Source organism: Pedobacter sp. BAL39 (assembly GCF_000170795.1).
Classification (GTDB): domain Bacteria; phylum Bacteroidota; class Bacteroidia; order Sphingobacteriales; family Sphingobacteriaceae; genus Pedobacter.
On sequence record NZ_ABCM01000001.1, the window covers coordinates 70,300 to 90,157 of the forward strand.

Below are 19,858 nucleotides of genomic sequence, written 5' to 3' on the forward strand. Positions count from 1 at the left end.
ATGTAGGATTAAGGGCGTTTGTTATTCATGTTTCAGTGCATCTATGGGATTTGCTTTTGCAACCCTGACCGACTGCACACTTACGGTCAGCACAGCCACCACCACTGACATGGCGATCGCCGCCAGAAATGGAAGGGCGGTAAGTCCGACACGAAACTCGTAGTTGGACAACCAGCGTTGAATAATGATATAGGCAATTGGAAAAGAAACCAAATTCGCAATCAGTACCAGCTTGATGAAGTCAGCATTCAGCAAGGCCAGAATATTGGCGGTACTTGCACCCAACACCTTACGGATGCTGATTTCCTTTTTACGCTGCTCGGCAACAAACAGTGCAAGACCGAGCAAGCCCAGACAGGAAATAAAAATCGCGAAGCCCCCAAACCAGTTCGATAAGGTGCCCAGTAATTTCTCATCCCTGAATTTCTCCTCAAAACGTTCATCAACAAAAACGCGGTCCACAGGAAACTCCGGATTGAGTGCCGTCACGATTTTATCAATTTTGCCAAGCGCCTCTGTCAGGTTCATTGCCGGGTTAAGTCGCAGCACTACTCGCTGAAAGGCTTCCTCATTGTAGGCGATAAACATCGGTGATGGATTCCTGTAAGCGGATTCCATCACAAAGTCTTTCATCACGCCAACAATCGTGTAACGCTCCTCATCCCAGCTGATCATTTTACCGATAGGATCTTTCATGCCCATGGCTTTTATACCAGCTTCGTTAACGATCACTTTCATAGAGTCCTGATAATCGGATGTAAACTCCCTTCCGGCCACCATCTTCCCACCTATGGTTTTCACAAAATCATCACCGGCGCTCCTGTTGTTGAAAAGCACATCCTCCTTCCCACCCTTACCTGGCCATTCCACACCGAAAGTATTGTTGCCACCTTCATTCAGGCGGTCGCTGAAAAACGAAACATCGATGGCTGCACCTGACTTCAGGATCTGGTCTTTCAACAGGTTCAGCTCAGACATGCTCCGGAGGTTGCCCTGCACCGGCAGCTCCACAAGCCCGGCATTCTGATACCCAATGGGTTTATTTCTTACAAAGGAAAGCTGGTCGTAGATGACTGCAGTACAGATGATGAGGCATGCCGCAAAAGAAAACTGAAATATCACCAGCACCTTCCTTACCAATACAAAAGAACTGCCCTTGGTAGCCACCCCTTTCAGTACTTTCACAGGTTGAAAAGACGACAGGTAAAAGGCAGGGTAACTACCGGCAAGAACTCCTGTGAGCAGCGTAAGAACAACCAGGGCAGTCCAAAAACGCCAGTCGCCATAATTAATGATCAGCTCAATCTCCAGTAGCCTGTTGAAATAAGGTAACGACAGCTCCATGAGCGTAAAGCCCAGCATCATGCCCATGGTGGTAATCAGGATGGATTCCAGCATAAACTGGCTCACAAGCGCTCCTCTTGAAGAGCCAATGGCTTTTCTCACTCCCACTTCCTTTGCCCTTTTTTCCGACCGGGCTGTGGAAAGATTCATGAAGTTCACACAGGCGATCAGTAAGATGCAGAACGCAAGGATAAAAAAGATCCTGACCTGGTCAATCTTTCCACCTACGGACTTACCGTTTTCAAAATTGCCATACAGATGCCACTTTGTCAACGGGTGGATCTCAGCGAAATTGGTATTACCAGGCTGGTTACGATGGTAAATTCCCTTGATTTCCCGACGTACCGCTAACTCACGTTTATGGTCCTGTAGCTGCAGCATTGTCAGACAGAAATTACTGCCCCAGCCCGCTTCTTTTGTCCATGGGTTTTTCTTTACATACAATTCCCAGGACATCAGATAGTCAAACCTGATGCTGCTCGTTTTAGGGATATCCTCCATGATGGCTGCCACTTGCAGCAAATCGTCATTTTCCATTTTCAGGGATTTCCCAATTGGCTCCTCATTTCCAAATAAGGACCTGGCGGCACTTTCCGTCAGTACAATGGCATTGACGTTCTTCAGTACTCCCTCAGGATTTCCCTTCAGGAATTTATAATCGAGAATTCTAAGAAAATCAGGATCGGCAAAAACCGCATGTCCCTTCAGCCTTGTCTGGCCGTTACTCAGCAGCTTTTCCTGGGGATAGCTGGAGTGGGAGACATGCGCAATTCCTGGGATCTTTTCCCTGATTTCCGCCGCCATCCTCCCTGGTGTCCAGGCCCAGCTAAAGGTCTGTCCGCCCACACTGGTGTTGTTGTAAATGACGTAGGTTTTTTCAGCGTCTTTAAACTGCCGGTCAAAGCTCCACTCATACGCAACGTACAGGAGCAGGATCATACAACTGGCAAGGCCGATAGCAAGGCCTCCGACATTGATGAACGTATAACTCTTGTTCTTCCAAAGGCTCCGTAAAGCAATTTTCAAGTTCAGTTTAAACATCTTTTATTCTTTTAAGCGAAACATTTTTATCATCAACAGCTTCATGAGATAATCATTTATAATTCATCGGATATCATTAATCCGATGACACATCGGCTTATTCATATTTCAGCGCATCTATAGGATTTACATTTGCGGCCCTGTAGGAACGGATACTTACCGTCACCAGTGTAATCAGCATAGACAGCAGCATTGCCGCTACAAAGGGCCAGATGCTCAACTCGATACGGTAGGCAAATCCTGACAACCATTTTGACACAAAAAGATAGGCCAGCGGCCAGGCCACTACATTGGCGAGAAAAACCATCAGCAGAAACGAGCCATTCAACATCTTCACAAGCTCGAAGGTACTAGCGCCCAACACCTTCCTGATGGCCACCTCCCTGCTTCTCTGGGTAGCCACATAGGAGATCAATCCAAACAGACCGATGAAAGAAATAAAAATGATCACACCAGCAAATACCCTGAACAACACACCCATGATCTGTTCGTCGTTATAATATCCATTGATATCGTCATTCACAAATGCAGAATCATAGACGTAGTCAGGGAAAGTCTGGTTCCAGAGCCCCTCTACCGACTTCATCGTTGAAAGGAGCACGTCGGGATCGATCCTGATGGCCATGTTGTAATATTCATTTTTGTCGGCATAGATGGCCATAGGTGATACACCTTCCCGGAGTGATTTATCATTAAAATCTTTAACAACTCCAACTATGGGCGCTTTGATGTCTCCTGAACTGAACACCTTACCAATGGCGTCTTCAGGATTTTTGATATTTAACATCTTCAGCAACTTCTCATTGACAACATATCCGTTGAGGGTATCGCTTTTGACATATCCCTTACCGGCCACGATTTTAAGCTTGAACAAATCAACATAGTTTTCATCTGCAACAGATACCCGTACCTGAAAATCCTTGATTTCCTTACCTGCATAGGAAAAGTTCCGCTCAGTTACATCACCCGAAAGGGGCGCCACCTGACAATAACTCATCCCCTCCACACCGGGAATTCGCAGCATCTGCTCCCGCAAAGTATTCAGCTTATGTACATTCAGACTATCGTTAGGTGCATATACCATGGCCACAGCATCAGGATTAAAACCGAGCGGCTTCTTACGCACATAATCCATCTGCCTCAGAATAACCAGCGTGCCAATGATCAGGATGATCGTAATTGCAAATTGTACCACCACAAGAACTTTTCGCAACCCAAGACTTCCGGAATTCACGGTAACTCTGTTTTTGATGGCTAATGCAGGATTGAAGCCAGACATAATCAGGGCAGGGTAAAAGCCGGCCAGCAGACTTACGACCAGCACCATTCCGACTAAAAAAACAAAGATAACGGGATGACTAAATAGACTTAACGTAAGGTCATGCTCAAACAGGGCTTCAAGATGGGGCAAGCCCAGTTCCGCCAGCACACAGGCAATCATAAGGGCAATCAGACTGATGCTCAGCGTCTCCGTAAGAAACTGAACGATCAGCTGCTTGCGTTTCGAACCCATCACTTTTCTAACACCAACTTCCTTTGAGCGACTCACGGATTGCGCCGTCGACAGGTTGATGAAATTGATACAGGCCGCCAGTATCAGAAAACAGCCGATCACGATCAGTCCATAAATCTGTTTCTTTGCGAACGTGGCATTGGCAAAGTTCCCATAAAGCTCATTAAAATGAACATCTGATAACGATTGAAAGGTATTGAATGTCTTTCCAGTACCCTCATCATTATAATATTTTTTGTTAAACTGGTCCATTGTTCCTTTAAGGCTTTCAATGGCAATGCCCTTCTTCAAAAGCACATAACATTCTGAACCCGATCCGATGTGCCCCCAGTTTTTGCTGTCTTTACCTGAATAGCTGGCATAACTGATCAGCAGGTGCAGCGGCAGACTGGTATTTTCGGGTGGATTTCCAACAACGCCACTGACCTTCAGGGCCTTTTTATTAAAGAAGACAGTTTTACCCATCGAGGCTTGTGCAGATCCAAACAGACGTATGGCCATCTTTTCCGTCAGCACGAGCTGGTCGGGCGCCACCAGCGACTGTCCCGGATTGCCTGAAAGCCACCGCAAATTGAAAATATCCGAAAATTCGGGCTGGACGTAGTAAACGCGTTCGTCAGACTTGATCCTGTCGCGGCCCGCGTCGTCCTTCACATGAATGATCCCTCCGCTGCGTTGTATGGCCGCAACCTTCTCCACAGCTGCGAAGTCGTTCTTCACTGCTGCTGAAAGCGGGATGGGTACGCCCTGCGAATGGTCTTCACCAACAGCATATTCCCAGTTGGTCACAATTCTATATATCCGGCCGGCATTTTTGTACCCTTTATCGAAGCTCAGCTGATGGTTGATGAAAAGAAAGATCAGGATACAGCTGGCCATGCCGATAGAAAGGCCCAGAACATTGATCAGGGTATAACCCTTGTTCTTCCAGATGTTTCGCATCGCGATTTTAAAGTTCAGTTTAAACATGATGGATACAGTTTATTTGAGTCAGATTAATTCCTCTGTACGGTTTTTATTGATTTTCTCAGAGATCACATGGCCGTCTTTCAGGTTGATGATTCGGTTGGAGAAGCTGGCATCATGAGCAGAGTGCGTCACCATCACAATGGTCGTTCCTGCTTCATTCAACTCACACAACAACTCCATCACCTCGTTCCCATGCGAGCTGTCCAGATTTCCGGTAGGCTCATCGGCAAGGACCAGCTTCGGCTTAGTCACCAGCGCCCTGGCCACTGCTACCCGCTGCTGCTGCCCCCCACTCAGTTGCTGTGGAAAGTGACCGCTACGGTTTACAATATTCATCCGTTCGATGATTTCGTTGACCAGGCGCTTACGCTCCGCCGAGGCCACCTTGTTATAGATCAGGGGCAGCTCAATGTTCTCAAATACAGTCAACTCATCAATCAGGTTGAAGTTCTGAAATACAAAGCCCATGTTGCGCTTCCTGAAGTCCGACCGCTGCCGGTCGTTCATGGTCAGTAATTCTGTATCAACAAATTTATAACTACCACTCTCCGGTTTATCCAGTAAGCCCATCACGTTCAGCAGGGTAGACTTGCCGCAGCCCGAAGGGCCCATAATAGAGACAAATTCCCCTTGCTTCACATGCAGGTTGATGCCATTCAATGCGGTAGTTTCGATCTCTTCTGTTTTGTAAACTTTCTCCAGGTTTTCGATTTTTATCATGATGTCTTTTTTATCTTTATGAAAAAGGGCGGCGCCCCTGCCTAACTAATCACCGGGGCTAACCAACCTAAATTTATTATTTACTCAGCTCCACCACATCATACTGACTGAACTGATCATATGATGAAGTGATCACTTCCTCTCCTTTTTGTAAGCCTGCAAGCACCTCATAGTAAAGGTAGTTCTTCCGTCCGATCTTTACATTCCTCCTTGTTGCCTTGCCGTCTTTGACCACAAATACCCAGGTTCCCCCGGTGCTCTGGAAAAACTGTCCCTGGGAGACCAGCAGCGATTTGCTGTTGTCAGAAAGCGTCAGCTTGATCTGCAGCGATAAACCTCTGCGCAGCTCCTGCGGCGATGGCCCTTCAAATACCAGCTCCACCTGAAACTGCCCGGATGTAACCTCTGGAATCACTTTCCTCACCGTCAGCTGATAGGTCTTACCATTAAACTCACAGTTTGCCGACTGCCCCTCTTTTACCCTGTTGATGTAATATTCATCCACGCCTGCCTGCAGCTTGTATCCCTGCATCACGTCAATCTTACCCAGCATCTCATTCGGGCCGTATGATTTTCCCGTCACAGGATCGTACGAGGAAAGACGCCCCGAGACAGGTGCTTTAATGGTCATGTTCTCTATGTTCTGCCGGATGGTCTCCAGGCTTTCATTCATGCGGCCGATCGAAATGTCAATTTGCTTCAACTGCATGACGCGCCCCTGGTTTTCAATAACCACAGCTTGCTTCAGCAGCTTACGGCGACCCATATAATACTCATAATCCTGACTGGATGTGTTAAATTCCTCCCGTGTGATGACCTTCTTCGCATACAGGGTGCTGTCCAGCTTGTACTTGCGACTTGCGGTCCTCAGGCTGTTCTCAATATCCATCATGTCCTGACTCATCATCCGCTGGTTCTGTTCCAGATCCAGACGGAGCTTACGCAGCTGGTTAATCTGCTCGGTAATACTCGTCTCACTGGAGGTGTAGTTCGATAAAGCATTTGGATTGATAATCCTTAACAACGGTGTGCCCTTAACTACGGATGCACCATTCTCTGTATAGATCTCCGCAACAGTTCCCCCCTCCGGAGAACTCACAATCACCGATGTCAGCGGCACTACACTTGCATTCAGCAGTACCACATCCTCGAAATCCCCGTATTGTACGGTACTGACGGTAACCTTATCCGAATCAGCACGATATACCTTGTTCAATGACAGGCTATATCCGTAAGCGACCACGCCAATTAAGACAACGATCCCCACAATGGTAATTACTGTCTTCTTACTGAATCTCTTCTTCTCTATGACTTTATCCATAATGAATTGCAATGTTGATTTGCTTTATGCCATACTTGTGCCAACAAAAAAACAACATATAAAACACTAACTAACAACAACATAAATGAAAAACACCAGAAAAACCGTTCATAATCGGACACTTATTGTACAGCATCGGACAGTTTCTGTTATTTTTGGTTACTGAAAGATTTAAGCGAATAAAAATGATTGATGCCACCGTTTTAGTAATCGATGATGATGACGATATCCTCCTGAGTGCAAGGCTTTTCCTAAAGCAGCAGTTTAGCCAGGTCATCACCTGCAAATCCCCAAGAGAGCTGAATGTATTGCTGAGCCATAATGATGTCGACATTATCCTGTTGGATATGAATTACCAGAAAGGGGCCAGTGATGGAAGAGAAGGCCTATATTGGCTGGAACACATTCTATCAATAGATAAGGACTATGTGGTCATCCTCATGACCGCCTACGGAAATGTGGAGCTTGCTGTACAGGCCATCAAAAAAGGAGCGACAGATTTTATCCTAAAACCATGGGAAAATGAAAAGCTTTTCGCAACGGTTTCGGCGGCATCACGTTTAAGGCAATCGACTAAGAAAGTTAAGAAACTGGAAAAGATACATTCTTCATTACAAAACGACCAGGCAAGGCAATTTGAACACATTGTTGGAAACTCAACTGCAATAAAACAACTTCAGCACACGCTGGTGAAAGTTGCCCCCACGGATGCCAACGTGCTGATCCTGGGTGAAAACGGCACCGGCAAGCAGGTATTCGCCTATGAGCTGCACAAACATTCTCAACGGAGAAACCACATTTTCATGCATGTAGACCTTGGCTCTCTCAATGAGAACCTTTTTGAAAGCGAACTTTTTGGCTACGCGAAGGGTGCCTTTACTGATGCTAAAGATGATAAACCCGGCCGTTTTGAACTGGCAGATGGAGGCACCATTTTTCTCGATGAAATCGGCAACCTCTCCAGCGCCATGCAGGCCAAATTGCTCACCGTACTCCAGAACCGCACCGTCACCAGGCTTGGTGAAAGTAAAGAACGTAAGATCGATGTACGCCTCATCACCGCCACAAACATGCCCTTGCATGAAATGATTACCAAAGGTACCTTCCGTCAGGATCTCCTGTTCAGGATCAACACGGTGGAACTGCTCCTGCCCTCTCTTGCGCAACGAGGGGATGACATCCTCCTGCTAGCCAGTCATTTCCTGAGTACCTTCGGCACCAAATACCATAAACCCCTCTATCGTTTTAATACTAAAGCTGAAGCCATGCTCCTGGGCTATCACTGGCCGGGAAATGTACGTGAACTGCAGCATGTCATTGAAAGGGCAGTGATCATGACCGATGGCTCAGAGATCATACCAGAAGACCTTCAGCTCAGTCCCCAGAAATTCGGCAGCAACAGCGCCATGCCGACGGAAATGGGCCTGGAAGAAATGGAAAAAATGATGGTGCAGAAAGCAATAGACAAACATAAAGGGAACATCTCCCGTGCAGCACTGGAACTGGGCCTGACACGCGCCGCCCTCTACCGCCGCATAGAAAAATTTGACCTCTGATGTTCTACAACCGATTTACCTTCCGTCTGCTACTCCGCCTGCTGCTGATCAACCTGCTGGGCTTCCTCTTCATCCACCTGATCAGGACAACGCAGCTATGGTTCACCATCACCGGACTGGGCATCATGCTCCTGGCGGCACTGATCAGCCTTTACCATTACATCAATGAAATCCGTCAGGACATCAAGCGCTTTATCCTTGCCGTAAAAACGAGAGACAGCACCCTGAACTTCAGGAACAAGGCCACCAGCGGAAGTTTTCCTGAACTCTATGAGTCTTTCAATGACATCATCAAAACACAGAAAGACATTCAGCTGGAAAAAGATTCCATGTTCCAGCTGATCAGAACGATACTGGAACAGGTGCCCGTAGGTGTCATTGTCATCAAAAATGAAGAACAGGAAGCCAATAATGCCGAAATCGTGTTCTTTAACCAGGCGGCGACAAATTTACTCGGGATACCGGCCTACAAATACTGGCACCGCGTGGCGCAGCACCTCCCTGAATTCGCTTCGGAAATCGCCGCCATCGGCCGCGGTGGCAAACGCTTCATGGAGCTTAAAATCCAGGATAAACTCATCCAGCTGTCAACAGAAGTGATGCCCCTGAACCTTTACCTGAAAGATTATACCATCGTCTCCTTTCAAAACATCAAAGACGAAATTGAACAGAAGGAATCTGAAGCATGGAACAGGTTGATCGGCGTCATCTCCCACGAGATCCTAAACTCCATCACCCCCATCAGCTCGCTCTCAGATACAGTGAACAGCATGATTGCGACAAAAACGAGCTTAAACCAGGAAGATCTGGAAGACCTGAAACCTGCAATACAAACCATCAAACGAAGGTCTGAAGGTCTGCTGGATTTTGTAAAAGACTATCGCCTGATTGCGGAACTACCCACGCCTCAGCTGGACTACCATACCATCGGCGAAATCCTTCAGCACATAAAGATATTGATGCAGCCCTTTGCAAGCGGGAGAAACATCATCCTCCGCGTGGAACAGACCTCCTCAAAAATTACCATCCAGGTAGACCTCAAACTGATTGAACAGGCACTGATCAACCTGGTTACCAACAGCATCTACGCCCTGGAAGGCCAGGATCACCCAACGATAGAAATCAGCTATAAGCTGGATCAGAATAAGGTGCATCTGGAAGTCGCAGACAATGGCCGCGGGATTGAACCGGAACTGCTGGAAAAAATCTTCGTCCCCTTTTTTACTACCAGAAAAAATGGATCGGGCATCGGACTGACGATCACCAGAAACATCATGAAGATGCACCATGGCAGCCTGGAAGTCAATTCAATACCTTTTGAGAAAACGGTATTTTCACTGATATTCCGGTATCAGTAATCCTCGCCGCTGCTGGTCCGAAAAAAAAAGGATGTATCATGACTGTGATACATCCTCAGCACTCAGCTAGTGATAACCTTTTATATTTTTGTTCCCGCAGGGATTACAGCTCCTTTTTTAACCACCACAATCCCCTCTTTTACAGTATACAAAGCATGCTCCCCATCTTCAAGATGCAATCCTCCAATGATTTCCACATCGTTGCCGATCCTGGAATTTTTGTCGACAATGGCATTCACAATATGACACCTGTCGCCAATCCCAATCATCGGACGCCCCTGCTCCTCGTCTGCTTCAATCTGTTCCAAAGTCTGGTAACTGTCGCTACCCATGATGTAACAGCTTTCTATAGTGGTCTCTACTCCAATACGTGCACGGATACCAATCACAGAATGTTTGATTTCTTTAGCTTGCAGGATACATCCCTCGGCGATAATGGTCTTATCCAACGTAGTACCCAAGATCTTCGACGGCGGCAGCATGCGTGACCTGGTAAAGATGCTATGGTGACTGTCAAACAGGTTAAACTTAGGAATGTCATCGGTCAGGCCAAGGTTGGCTTCAAAGAATGATGGAATATTACCGATATCGGTCCAATACCCTTCATACTGAAAACTCAGCACATCATACTCATTGAGCATTCTCGGGATGATTTCCTTTCCAAAATCTTTCTCATCGGCATTCTCTGCAAAGATTTTGATCAGCAGGTCCTTGTTGAAGATATAAATCCCCATCGAGGCCAGATACTCACGTCCTTCGGCACGCATCTCCTCACCGGTATCTGAATTCCAGTCTTTCAACAATGGCGTTGCAGGCTTCTCAATAAAAGAGGTGATGATGTTATGTTCATTGGCTTTCAGGATGCCAAAGTCCGGGGCGTCCTTCGCCGTCACAGGAATCGTTGCCAGCGTAATCTGAACGCCACTCTCCACATGCGCATTAACCATCTCATTGAAATCCATCTGATACAACTGATCACCGGAAAGGATGAGGACATAGTCAAACTCATGCTGCAAAAGGTGGTGCATCGTCTGACGAACGGCATCAGCAGTTCCCTGGAACCAGGTCGGGTTCTCCGGCGTCTGCTCGGCTGCCAGGATGTCCACAAAGGCAGCACTGAAATGACTAAAATGATAGGTGTTTTTAATGTGTTTATTGAGTGATGCCGAGTTAAACTGTGTGAGCACAAACATCCGGTGGATCCCCGAATTCAGGCAATTTGAAATGGGAATGTCCACAAGTCTGTATTTTCCTGCAATCGGTACCGCCGGCTTTGAGCGGGTCTGTGTGAGGGGGGACAATCTCGATCCTTGTCCGCCACCGAGAATTACTGCCAATACTTTTTCAGTCATATCTTGTGAGTTTATATTTGGTACAAATCAATGTATTGCTGCGCTGCTCTGTCCCATGAGTGGTCTAATTTCATCATATATTTGCGGATATCTTTCATGCGCTGAACGTCCTGGTACAGGTCGTAAGCCCTGCCAATGGCCTGACTGACATCCCATACACTCGACTGGTCATGGCAAATGCCAAAACCTCCATCGCCGATATCCGTTACGGTATCTTTCAATCCTCCGATACGACGCACAACAGGTATGGTACCATACCTCAGTGCATACATCTGGTTTAATCCGCAAGGTTCTACCCTGCTCGGCATCAGCAGAAAATCGGCACCTGCGTAAATCTGGTGCGACAACTGCTCATTATACCCGATATAAGTATTGTAACTCCCTTCAAAATTGTTCTTCAAATGCGTCAGTCGTCCTTCTACGACTGATTCTCCGGATCCCAGCACCAATATATTCAATCTGCCATCATAATGTGACAACGTATTGTAAAATATATCAGGAAGCAGGTCTGCACCCTTCTCGCCTACCAACCTGCCAATAAATGTAAACAGCGGCTTTTCCGGATCCAGGTTAAAAACACGACACAGGGCTTCTTTGTTTGCCCTTTTACCATTTTCTACAGTGCGAACCGCATATTTTTTTTCAAGCATCGGATCTTGCTGCGGATCCCATACTTCATTGTCGATCCCGTTGAGTATTCCCGCCGACTTCCCACGCTCCCAGGACAGCAGATTCTCCAACCCATTGGCCTGGAAACCGAGCTCGTCAAGGTAACTCGGCGAAACCGTAGTCAGTCGCCAGCAACATTTGATCGCCGACGCCAGGGGGTTGATCGTCCCACGCCAATCCAGCATCCCCGCCTTCCATGGATCAAAAGCTGGAAAATAATGAAGCTTGTCCCAGCCAAACTGCCCCTGGTACTGCGCATTGTGTATCGTCAACACTGTCGTCACATGCTTCAAAGAACTGTAACGGAAACAATTGGTCATCATAAACGGAACCAGGCCGGTATGGTGATCGTGGCAATGAACCACGTCCGGACGGTGCTTCCACTGCTCCATCCAATCCAGAACGGCAATCTGAAAGGCCAGAAAACGCTCGGTATCGTCGCTGTAACCGTATACATTTGGCCTGTCCATCAGCCCTGCAATGTGCACCAGATACAGGTCAAAGCCCAGCTTATTGTGCAACTCCCGCAAAATACGCACAGGAAAATTCTGATAACCGAGCTTCACCCAGCCGTCATAGACGGTTTCATACTGGTGCTCGAAAAAAAAGTTTGTCTGGTAAGCGGGCATCACCACCTTCGCGACATGTCCCAGCTTATTCTGATACTTCGGCAAGGCGCCAACGACATCTCCCAAACCTCCTACTTTTGCAATAGGATAACATTCTGCGCTAAGGTGTATAATCTCCATACTTTCTGATTTAAAATTGCCCTCAAAGTAGCGTAAAAAGACAATTTTTCCTACAAATTGTTTTGAAAAAAAGCAGCTATTGCTGCGGGACTGGAAAATTTGCGCTGAAGAAGCGCAAAAGTTCCTAGGTCCCTTCACAACAGCTGCTTTTTTTCAAGCATTAACAATTGCATGGCGGAGACATTGGGAGGACAAACAAAGGGGTTATTGGGAGGAAAGGCAAAGTGGTTATTGGAGGGAAATGCAAAGAGGTTATTGGGAGGAAAGGCAAAGTGATTATTGGAAGGAAATACAAAGGGGTTAATGGGAGGAATAGCAATCGAGATACTAGTAGGAAAGGCAAATGGGTTATTGGAAGGAAATACAAAAGGGTTAATGGGAGGAATAGCAATCGAGATACTAGTAGGAAAGGCAAATGGGCTATTGGAAGGAAATACAAAGTGGTTATTGGAGGGAAATGCAAAGAGGTTATTGGGAGGAAAGGCAAAGTGGTTATTGGAAGGAAATACAAAAGGGTTAATGGGAGGAATAGCAATCGAGATACTAGTAGGAAAGGCAAATGGGCTATTTAGAGGAAGGCAAAGAGGTTGTTGGGGGAGCAATGGAGATTAATATGAAAAATCCCGAAGAGGAGCATCCGTTTGAAGGATTTTCCTGATCGGGGTTATGTTATTTTTTTGTAAGCTATACGACAGCCCTGAACATCAGCGCGGCAACGGTAAGATTGGTTCTGCTATCGATTAAAATGGCAGCACCATTGGCCTTGTTGTCGGTGTAAAGGTCGAATGGCAGTTCATCGGCGGTTTTTACCACCACACGACCAATGTCGTTTAGTTTGAAATCGTAGGCGCTTTCTTTTTCCAGGGTATTGATGTCTACTTTGTAGATGATCTCACTGATCTTAGCCTTGGTCACCTTGCTGTTGTGCTGAAGCAGGTAAGTGATGCTCTCATCCAGTGGACGGCCATCCATCCAGCAAAGATCCGCTTCGATCATTCTTGAACTCTGTGGCAGATGGGCAGCGTTGACCAGGACGTCTCCTCTGCTAATGTCGATGTTGTCTTTCAGGTGCAGTGTGACCGACTGACCGGCGTAGGCCTCCTCCGGCTGCTGGTCGAAGATTTCAATGCGCGAGATGGTAGAACTGCTTCCGGATGGCAATACGGTGACCTGATCGTTTATCTTAAAGGAACCACTCAACACCCGGCCGGCATATCCTCTGTAATCGTGAAGCTCATCTGTCTGTGGGCGAATAACCCACTGCACAGGCATCCGCGCAAGGTTATACTGCAATGCATTGTCGACGTCAACGGTCTCCAGAAAATGAAGGAGGCTCCTGCCTTTATACCAGCTCATGTTTTGCGACTCATGGACGATGTTGTCACCCTTCAGTGCGCTCACGGGAATGAAAGTGACTTCCTTCAGGCCGAGCTCAGCAGCGAGGGTTTTGTATTTTTCTGTGATGGCATTGAACACCGTTTCACTATAACCAACCATGTCCATCTTGTTGAGCGCCACCACAACGTGCTCAATTCCCAACAGGGATACTAGGTAGGAATGCCTGATCGTCTGCTCAACGACGCCGTTCCTGGCGTCAATCAATATGATCGCCAACTTCGCTGTTGATGCTCCGGTAACCATATTGCGGGTATACTGGATGTGTCCGGGCGTATCGGCGATGATAAACTTACGTTTATCCGTTTGAAAGTATTTGTAGGCTACATCAATGGTGATGCCCTGCTCCCGCTCGGCCCGCAGCCCGTCGGTCAGGATCGCCAGGTCAATGGTGCCGTCGTCATTTTTACGGTTAGACGCCTGAAGCGCCTCCAGCTGATCGGCAAGAATGGAATCGGTATCGTAAAGCAGTCGCCCGATAAGCGTACTTTTTCCGTCATCAACACTTCCTGCAGTAAAAAATTTCAATATATTCATTAAAAGTATCCCCCTTTCTTACGGTCTTCCATCGCTGCTTCTGATACTTTATCGTCCATGCGGGCGCCACGTTCACTAATTTTTGATGCACTGATTTCTCTGATGATGTCCTCCAGCTGATCGGCATCAGACTCCACCGCCGCCGTGCAGCTCATGTCTCCAACGGTACGGAACCTAACCTGCTTATTTTCAACGATATCGTCTTCATCCATGTTCAGAAATGGCGAAGCGGCCATCAGCTGCCCGTTTCTGGTGATACAGTCGCGGTAGTGGGCAAAATAAATCGATGGAAGTTCAATCTGCTCTCTCTTAATGTAGTTCCACACATCAAGCTCCGTCCAGTTGGAAATCGGAAACACCCTCACATTCTCTCCTTTATGGATTTTGCCGTTGTAGATGTTCCACAACTCCGGGCGCTGACGCTTAGGGTCCCACTGGCCGAACTCATCACGCACGGAGAAAATACGCTCTTTTGCACGCGCCTTTTCTTCATCACGGCGTGCACCGCCAATACAGGCATCAAAGCCGTGCTCAGCGATTGTATCCAGCAAGGTAACGGTCTGCAGTGCATTTCTGCTGGCATTTTTACCGGTCTGCTCAATTACCTTTCCCTGATCAATGGAGTCCTGCACATGGCCGACAATCAACTTCTCACCAAGACGGGCCACCATGCGGTCACGATAGGCGATGGTCTCCTCAAAGTTATGCCCGGTGTCAATATGAACCAGGGGAAAGGGAAATTTCCCCGGCCGGAAAGCCTTTTCTGCAAGCCTCACCAAGGTAATCGAATCCTTTCCTCCCGAGAACAACAAGGCAGGCTTCTCAAACTGACCAGCCACCTCCCGCAGGATGTGAATGGCCTCAGCCTCCAGCTCATCTAAATAATCTAAATTATACTTACTCATTTTCTTTTCTTTATGTCGTGGCATGCAGCCCACATTCTTTCTTTGATTGGTCTTCCCACCACCACCTGCCGGCCCGGAAGTCTTCTCCCTCACGCACAGCTCTTGTGCAAGGTGCACAGCCGATACTCGGAAATCCTTTGTCGTGCAGGGTGTTGTACACAATATTATGCTTTTTGATATAGTCCTTTACTTCTTCCAGCGACCAGAAGAAGATCGGATGAAACTTTAGCAGCTGGTTCTGCTCATCCCACTCGATGTCAGACATATCATGCCTGTTTGCAGATTGCTCCGCACGAATGCCGGTCACCCAGCATTCTTTTCCTGTGATCGCCCGCTTCAGCGGCTCCAGCTTGCGAATATAACAGCATTCCTTCCGGTTTTCTACAGACTCGTAAAAACTGCTCGGTCCCTTGCTGTTCACCATCTCCTGCAACGCTTCTGTTTGGGGATGGTAGGCAAGAATGGGTTTCTGATAAATTTCAAGTGTCCTGTTCCAGACGTAATAAGTCTCCGGAAAAAGACGCCCTGTCTCCAGGGTAAAAACTTCTATAGGGATGTTGTTTGCGAAGATCATGTGTGTGATCACCTGGTCCTCCCAGCCAAAGCTTGTAGAGAAGACAATTTTCCCCGGATAGGTCTCCGCAAAATAGCGCAGGGCGTCCACTGGATTTTTATCTTTTATTTCTTCTGCTATCGCTGTCAAATTCAGTTTCATCATTGTTATTTTAAAGGTTTCACCAATAAGGAGGTCAGTTCATCAAGCTGTTTTACCTTAGCCGCAAAATCGCCCTTCAGGGAGTCTCTTATGGTCTGCATCTGCTCCAGCACGGCATCCATCTCCTCAGGTAAACACTCACTGAAAACCTCCTTCAGCCGCTTCGCAATCGTCGGAGATTTTCCGTTAGTAGAGATGGCCACTTTCAGATCTCCTTTTCTCACGATCGACGAAAGGTAAAAATCACAAAGCGCTGGCTTATCTGCAATGTTGACGAGCACATTTCTGCGATTTCCTTCTGCCTTAATCAACTCATTGAGCTCCGGATTGTTTGTCGCAGCCACAATCAGGTTGATGCCCTCCAGATCAGTAAGCTCAAAACTTTTCTTCCTGATCTGGATGGATGGATACTGTAAGGCGATCGCATACACTTCATCCATGATCTCCTCTGCAACCACCGTCACCTTGGCCGCATTGCTGTTTCCCAGCAGGGCGGTCAGCTTTTCCAACCCCACAGGACCGCCGCCAATCACCAGCGTATGCAATTGATTGAGCTTTAGAAATACGGGAAAAAGCTGATTACCTTCCATGATATTTTTTCTTTTATTCCTGTGATGCACCTTTATGATTTTTTCCTTTTACAGGCTTTTACGAATCTTCCTTAAGTGCTTTGAGAAACTCACTGATCGGCTGAAATGATGGATGCAGGGATACCACTTCTCCAAAGATCAGCAATGCAGGTGCTTCAATATTTTTCTCTGCCACAAGCTCAACGATGGTATCCACAATACCTACGGCAAGTTTTTCATTTTCTGTAGAACCGCTTTGTATCGCTGCCACGGGCAGCTGATGTTTACCCTCGTTCTGGAATAACTTCACAATCTCTTTCAGCTTTCCAAGACCCATCAGCACCACAACGGTTGCTTTGGACCTCGCTGCCTCATAAAGGTCGTTGGAGATCTTGCCGGATGCCGTGGTGCCTGTTACCACCCAGAAGCTTTCACTCAAACCGCGGTGGGTAACCGGAATCTGCTGCAGACCGGGTACGGAAATGGAACTGGACAAACCCGGGATCACCGACACAGGGATGCTGTACCCTGCAGCATAATCGAGCTCCTCGTATCCACGCCCGAATACAAAAGGATCTCCCCCCTTCAGGCGCACTACATGTCCATAGTTAATCGCGTAGTCGATCATGAGCTTATTGATGGCCTCCTGTCCGTAGGAATGCTCCCCGGAACGTTTCCCTACGTATACCTTGATCGCATCAGGGGCGGCGTAATCCAACACGCCTTCGTTCACCAGCGCATCGTATAATACCACGTCTGCCGACTTCAGTGCATTTGCACCCCTCATCGTGATCAGTTCAGGGTCTCCGGGACCAGCGCCTACCAGTGTAATCCTGGGCTCTTTATTGTTTGTCTTTTGAGTAATCATGATGCGTTCTCCCCTCTTCTTTCTTTAATTTGCTGGTAAAAGGCCTCGGCCAATGCCAGATAACTGGTTGCAAATGCTGCTGTCGGTTCATTTTTATTGAGCTGCAGCACCAGGTCGTTGAAGCTGCTTCCCTGCAGGTCATACTCGCCGGTAGCCACATAGTTGTTGTCAAACTCGCGGATCACACCAATCTGTGTACTGCTGTTGACCGCCTTGTCCAGCAACAATGCCTTGGCACTGCTCACAAATACAGCATAGGTATGGTAAATGGCGTCAGACCATGCTTCAGCGGCATAAGCTGCTCTTGCCCATTCCAGTTTTTCTTCGGATTCCAGCAACAGGGTCGCTACAAGATCAATGACCACACCGGCACACTCTCCCACACCAATTGCGGTATTGAAGGTCTCTTCGTGGCCCCAATCTACAAACTCCTCGTCTTTCAGATTGCTCAGGTCGGCCAGCGGCTTCAGCAGCTGATAAAAATAATCCTTGGTCTGCCTGTCGTAATAGGCATGAAAACTTTCTGAGGTCGTAGCATTCAACTTATAGTCGTTCAGTAGTGTCCTCAATACATCGGTTGCACGTTTTGAAGGAGCCTTGATCACACGTTCTGCAACGCGTCCCTCACCATTTCCTACGGTACCACCGCCCAGCATCACCTGCACAGCAGGCACGACTTTTCCATTGGCTTTCACAGAACTGCCATGAAAACCAATGTGCGCCAGGCCATGTTGTCCGCATGAATTCATACAACCACTGATTTTTATCTTGATCTCCTTATCATAAATCAACTCGGGAAACTCCTCGTAAATGACCTCTTCCAATGCAACGGAAAGGGACATACTGTTGGAAATCCCCAGGTTACAGGTATCTGTTCCTGGGCAGGTGGTCACATCGCCCACGCTGTCAAATCCAGCAGTAGCAAAGCCAAGTTCCTTCAATGAGATGTACAAGGCAGGCAGTGCAGCTTCCGGAGCAAACTTTAACAGTAGCCCCTGATTTTGCGTAACGCGGATCTCATCGGCAACAAAAGGACGGATGGCTTCCACCAGTTGTCTCGCCCGCTCCGTTTTAATATCCCCAACAGGAACCTTGATGTAAACTCCATAAAAACCTTCTTGCTTCTGTGCTACCGCGTTTGTAGCCCGCCAATGCTGATAGTCGAGGCTGTTGACCACATCGTCCCAGGCCGGATAGGCGATAACCTCAGGCGGCAAAGGCAGTGGAACCGCATCCCGGTCGATCACAAAAGACTTTGACTTATTGGCAATGCGCTCTTCGTCAATAAGACGCAGCAACTCTTCAATACCTAGCTTTTGTACCAGATATTTCAGGCGCGCCTTGTTACGGTTATTCCGCTCTCCATATCGGTCAAATACGCGCAGCACAGACTCTGCATAAGGAATGATCTGGTCTTCGTGAAGGAAGTCGTGAACGACCGTTGCCAGAAATGGCTGCGCCCCCAGTCCGCCACCCAGCATCACCTTAAATCCACGCTCCCCTTGTTCGTTGATCTTTGGGATAAAACCAAGATCATGGATATAGCTATAAGCGGTGTCTTTCTCATCGGACGAAAAAGAAAACTTGATCTTTCTGCCCATTTCCTGACAAATGGGGTTACGCAGGAAATAAAGAAAAAAGGCATGCGCATATGGGGAGACGTCAAACAGCTCGTTAGGATTGATCCCCGCATCTGGTGATGAAGTGACATTTCTTACCGTGTTGCCACAGGCTTCACGAATGGTGACATCGTCGCGTTCCAGCTCCTGCCACAACTCCGGGGTCCTGTCCAGACTTACATAGTGGATCTGGATATCCTGACGAGTGGTCAGGTGCAGGTTCCCGCTCCCATACTCGTCAGATACATCGGCAATGCGAAGCAATTGATTGAAAGTCATCTTTCCAAAAGGCAGCTTGATGCGTACCATCTGCACTCCCGGCTGACGCTGTCCGTAAACACCGCGTGCCAGACGCAGACTCCTGAATTTCTCTTCGTGAATCTTGCCTTCCCGAAAATCCCTGATCTTTTTCTCCAGATCAATGATGTCTTTTTCGACAATAGGGTTCTCTAACTCTGTTCTAAAACTTTGCATAGTTACGTTAGTCTAAGTAAAAAAAAACTTCTCTGTCGGGGAGACTGGAGAAGTTTCGGATATTTTATCTCTGCAGCCGGATGCTTACCTGTACATGTTGTAACAGATATTCATTAGGATTCGGTTGCAGATCGTCTTGTTCATAAAACAAATATATAAAGTATATAGGAATAGTAGTACATTA

15 protein-coding genes are annotated in these 19,858 nt (G+C 47.4%); 3 read left to right on the top strand and 12 right to left on the bottom strand.

Annotated features, from left to right (window positions below):
- Positions 1-21: 21 nt before the first annotated feature.
- The 4 genes from PBAL39_RS00320 to PBAL39_RS00335 form a co-directional block, all read right to left on the bottom strand.
- A complete protein-coding gene (locus tag PBAL39_RS00320) occupies positions 22-2,385 on the bottom strand; it encodes an ABC transporter permease (protein ID WP_008237041.1) in 2,364 nt (787 codons plus the stop codon).
- A gap of 97 nt (positions 2,386-2,482) precedes the next feature.
- The gene (locus PBAL39_RS00325; RefSeq protein ID WP_008237042.1) at positions 2,483-4,867 is read right to left on the bottom strand and encodes an FtsX-like permease family protein; all 2,385 of its coding nucleotides are present in this window, start codon (positions 4,865-4,867) and stop codon (positions 2,483-2,485) included.
- 21 nt (positions 4,868-4,888) lie between these two features.
- The gene (locus tag PBAL39_RS00330) at positions 4,889-5,587 is read right to left on the bottom strand and encodes an ABC transporter ATP-binding protein (RefSeq protein ID WP_008237044.1); all 699 of its coding nucleotides are present in this window, start codon (positions 5,585-5,587) and stop codon (positions 4,889-4,891) included.
- A 76-nt stretch (positions 5,588-5,663) separates the two neighbouring features.
- Positions 5,664-6,908 (bottom strand): efflux RND transporter periplasmic adaptor subunit, encoded by a 1,245-nt coding sequence (locus PBAL39_RS00335; RefSeq protein ID WP_008237046.1) that lies wholly within the window; start codon positions 6,906-6,908, stop codon positions 5,664-5,666.
- Between the two features lie 185 nt (positions 6,909-7,093).
- On the opposite strand from PBAL39_RS00335, the gene PBAL39_RS00340 reads away from it, so the two are divergent.
- Positions 7,094-8,464 (top strand): sigma-54 dependent transcriptional regulator, encoded by a 1,371-nt coding sequence (locus tag PBAL39_RS00340; protein ID WP_039865872.1) that lies wholly within the window; start codon positions 7,094-7,096, stop codon positions 8,462-8,464.
- Positions 8,464-9,822, top strand: a complete 1,359-nt coding sequence (locus tag PBAL39_RS00345; protein ID WP_008237051.1) for a PAS domain-containing sensor histidine kinase — start codon at positions 8,464-8,466, stop codon at positions 9,820-9,822. Before PBAL39_RS00340 ends, PBAL39_RS00345 begins: the two co-directional genes overlap by 1 nt.
- Positions 9,823-9,902: 80 nt before the next feature.
- Here PBAL39_RS00345 and PBAL39_RS00350 read toward each other — a convergent pair whose 3' ends face one another.
- Together PBAL39_RS00350 and PBAL39_RS00355 are read right to left on the bottom strand one after the other, a co-directional pair.
- Entirely contained in the window at positions 9,903-11,174 is a 1,272-nt protein-coding gene (locus tag PBAL39_RS00350; protein WP_008237052.1) for a glucose-1-phosphate adenylyltransferase, read from the bottom strand.
- A gap of 11 nt (positions 11,175-11,185) precedes the next feature.
- Positions 11,186-12,592 carry a glycogen synthase gene (locus PBAL39_RS00355; RefSeq protein WP_008237054.1) on the bottom strand — a complete coding sequence of 469 codons (1,407 nt, stop codon included), beginning with the start codon at positions 12,590-12,592 and terminating at the stop codon, positions 11,186-11,188.
- Positions 12,593-12,895: 303 nt separating this feature from the next.
- Between PBAL39_RS00355 and PBAL39_RS00365 the strand changes: the two genes are divergently transcribed.
- Positions 12,896-13,204, top strand: a complete 309-nt coding sequence (locus PBAL39_RS00365; RefSeq protein WP_008237061.1) for a hypothetical protein — start codon at positions 12,896-12,898, stop codon at positions 13,202-13,204.
- Between the two features lie 72 nt (positions 13,205-13,276).
- Here the strand turns inward: PBAL39_RS00365 and PBAL39_RS00370 are convergent, their stop codons facing one another.
- Genes PBAL39_RS00370 through PBAL39_RS00395 form a run of 6 tightly spaced genes read right to left on the bottom strand, consistent with a single transcriptional unit; the run spans position 13,277 to position 19,674 of the window.
- On the bottom strand, positions 13,277-14,524 hold the full coding sequence (locus PBAL39_RS00370; protein ID WP_008237063.1) for a sulfate adenylyltransferase subunit 1: 1,248 nt from the start codon (positions 14,522-14,524) through the stop codon (positions 13,277-13,279).
- Entirely contained in the window at positions 14,524-15,429 is a 906-nt protein-coding gene (gene cysD / locus PBAL39_RS00375) for a sulfate adenylyltransferase subunit CysD (protein ID WP_039865875.1), read from the bottom strand. The genes PBAL39_RS00370 and cysD overlap by 1 nt, the downstream gene beginning before the upstream one ends.
- Positions 15,430-15,439: 10 nt before the next feature.
- Positions 15,440-16,147, bottom strand: a complete 708-nt coding sequence (locus PBAL39_RS00380) for a phosphoadenylyl-sulfate reductase (RefSeq protein ID WP_008237070.1) — start codon at positions 16,145-16,147, stop codon at positions 15,440-15,442.
- Positions 16,148-16,149: 2 nt separating this feature from the next.
- Entirely contained in the window at positions 16,150-16,734 is a 585-nt protein-coding gene (locus tag PBAL39_RS00385) for a bifunctional precorrin-2 dehydrogenase/sirohydrochlorin ferrochelatase (RefSeq protein WP_008237071.1), read from the bottom strand.
- Between the two features lie 58 nt (positions 16,735-16,792).
- Positions 16,793-17,581: a uroporphyrinogen-III C-methyltransferase gene (cobA, locus tag PBAL39_RS00390; protein WP_008237072.1), complete on the bottom strand. Its 789-nt coding sequence runs from the start codon at positions 17,579-17,581 to the stop codon at positions 16,793-16,795.
- A complete protein-coding gene (locus tag PBAL39_RS00395; protein ID WP_008237073.1) occupies positions 17,578-19,674 on the bottom strand; it encodes a nitrite reductase in 2,097 nt (698 codons plus the stop codon). The genes cobA and PBAL39_RS00395 overlap by 4 nt, the downstream gene beginning before the upstream one ends.
- Positions 19,675-19,858 lie beyond the last annotated feature (184 nt).

Bases quoted from the DNA above. Each gene is read 5' to 3' on its own strand.
- PBAL39_RS00320 (WP_008237041.1), bottom strand. From the start codon at position 2,385: ATGTTTAAACTGAACTTGAAAATTGCTTTACGGAGCCTTTGGAAGAAC.
- PBAL39_RS00325 (WP_008237042.1), bottom strand. From the start codon at position 4,867: ATGTTTAAACTGAACTTTAAAATCGCGATGCGAAACATCTGGAAGAAC.
- PBAL39_RS00330 (WP_008237044.1), bottom strand. From the start codon at position 5,587: ATGATAAAAATCGAAAACCTGGAGAAAGTTTACAAAACAGAAGAGATC.
- PBAL39_RS00335 (WP_008237046.1), bottom strand. From the start codon at position 6,908: ATGGATAAAGTCATAGAGAAGAAGAGATTCAGTAAGAAGACAGTAATT.
- PBAL39_RS00340 (WP_039865872.1), top strand. From the start codon at position 7,094: ATGATTGATGCCACCGTTTTAGTAATCGATGATGATGACGATATCCTC.
- PBAL39_RS00345 (WP_008237051.1), top strand. From the start codon at position 8,464: ATGTTCTACAACCGATTTACCTTCCGTCTGCTACTCCGCCTGCTGCTG.
- PBAL39_RS00350 (WP_008237052.1), bottom strand. From the start codon at position 11,174: ATGACTGAAAAAGTATTGGCAGTAATTCTCGGTGGCGGACAAGGATCG.
- PBAL39_RS00355 (WP_008237054.1), bottom strand. From the start codon at position 12,592: ATGGAGATTATACACCTTAGCGCAGAATGTTATCCTATTGCAAAAGTA.
- PBAL39_RS00365 (WP_008237061.1), top strand. From the start codon at position 12,896: ATGGGAGGAATAGCAATCGAGATACTAGTAGGAAAGGCAAATGGGTTA.
- PBAL39_RS00370 (WP_008237063.1), bottom strand. From the start codon at position 14,524: ATGAATATATTGAAATTTTTTACTGCAGGAAGTGTTGATGACGGAAAA.
- cysD (WP_039865875.1), bottom strand. From the start codon at position 15,429: ATGAGTAAGTATAATTTAGATTATTTAGATGAGCTGGAGGCTGAGGCC.
- PBAL39_RS00380 (WP_008237070.1), bottom strand. From the start codon at position 16,147: ATGATGAAACTGAATTTGACAGCGATAGCAGAAGAAATAAAAGATAAA.
- PBAL39_RS00385 (WP_008237071.1), bottom strand. From the start codon at position 16,734: ATGGAAGGTAATCAGCTTTTTCCCGTATTTCTAAAGCTCAATCAATTG.
- cobA (WP_008237072.1), bottom strand. From the start codon at position 17,581: ATGATTACTCAAAAGACAAACAATAAAGAGCCCAGGATTACACTGGTA.
- PBAL39_RS00395 (WP_008237073.1), bottom strand. From the start codon at position 19,674: ATGCAAAGTTTTAGAACAGAGTTAGAGAACCCTATTGTCGAAAAAGAC.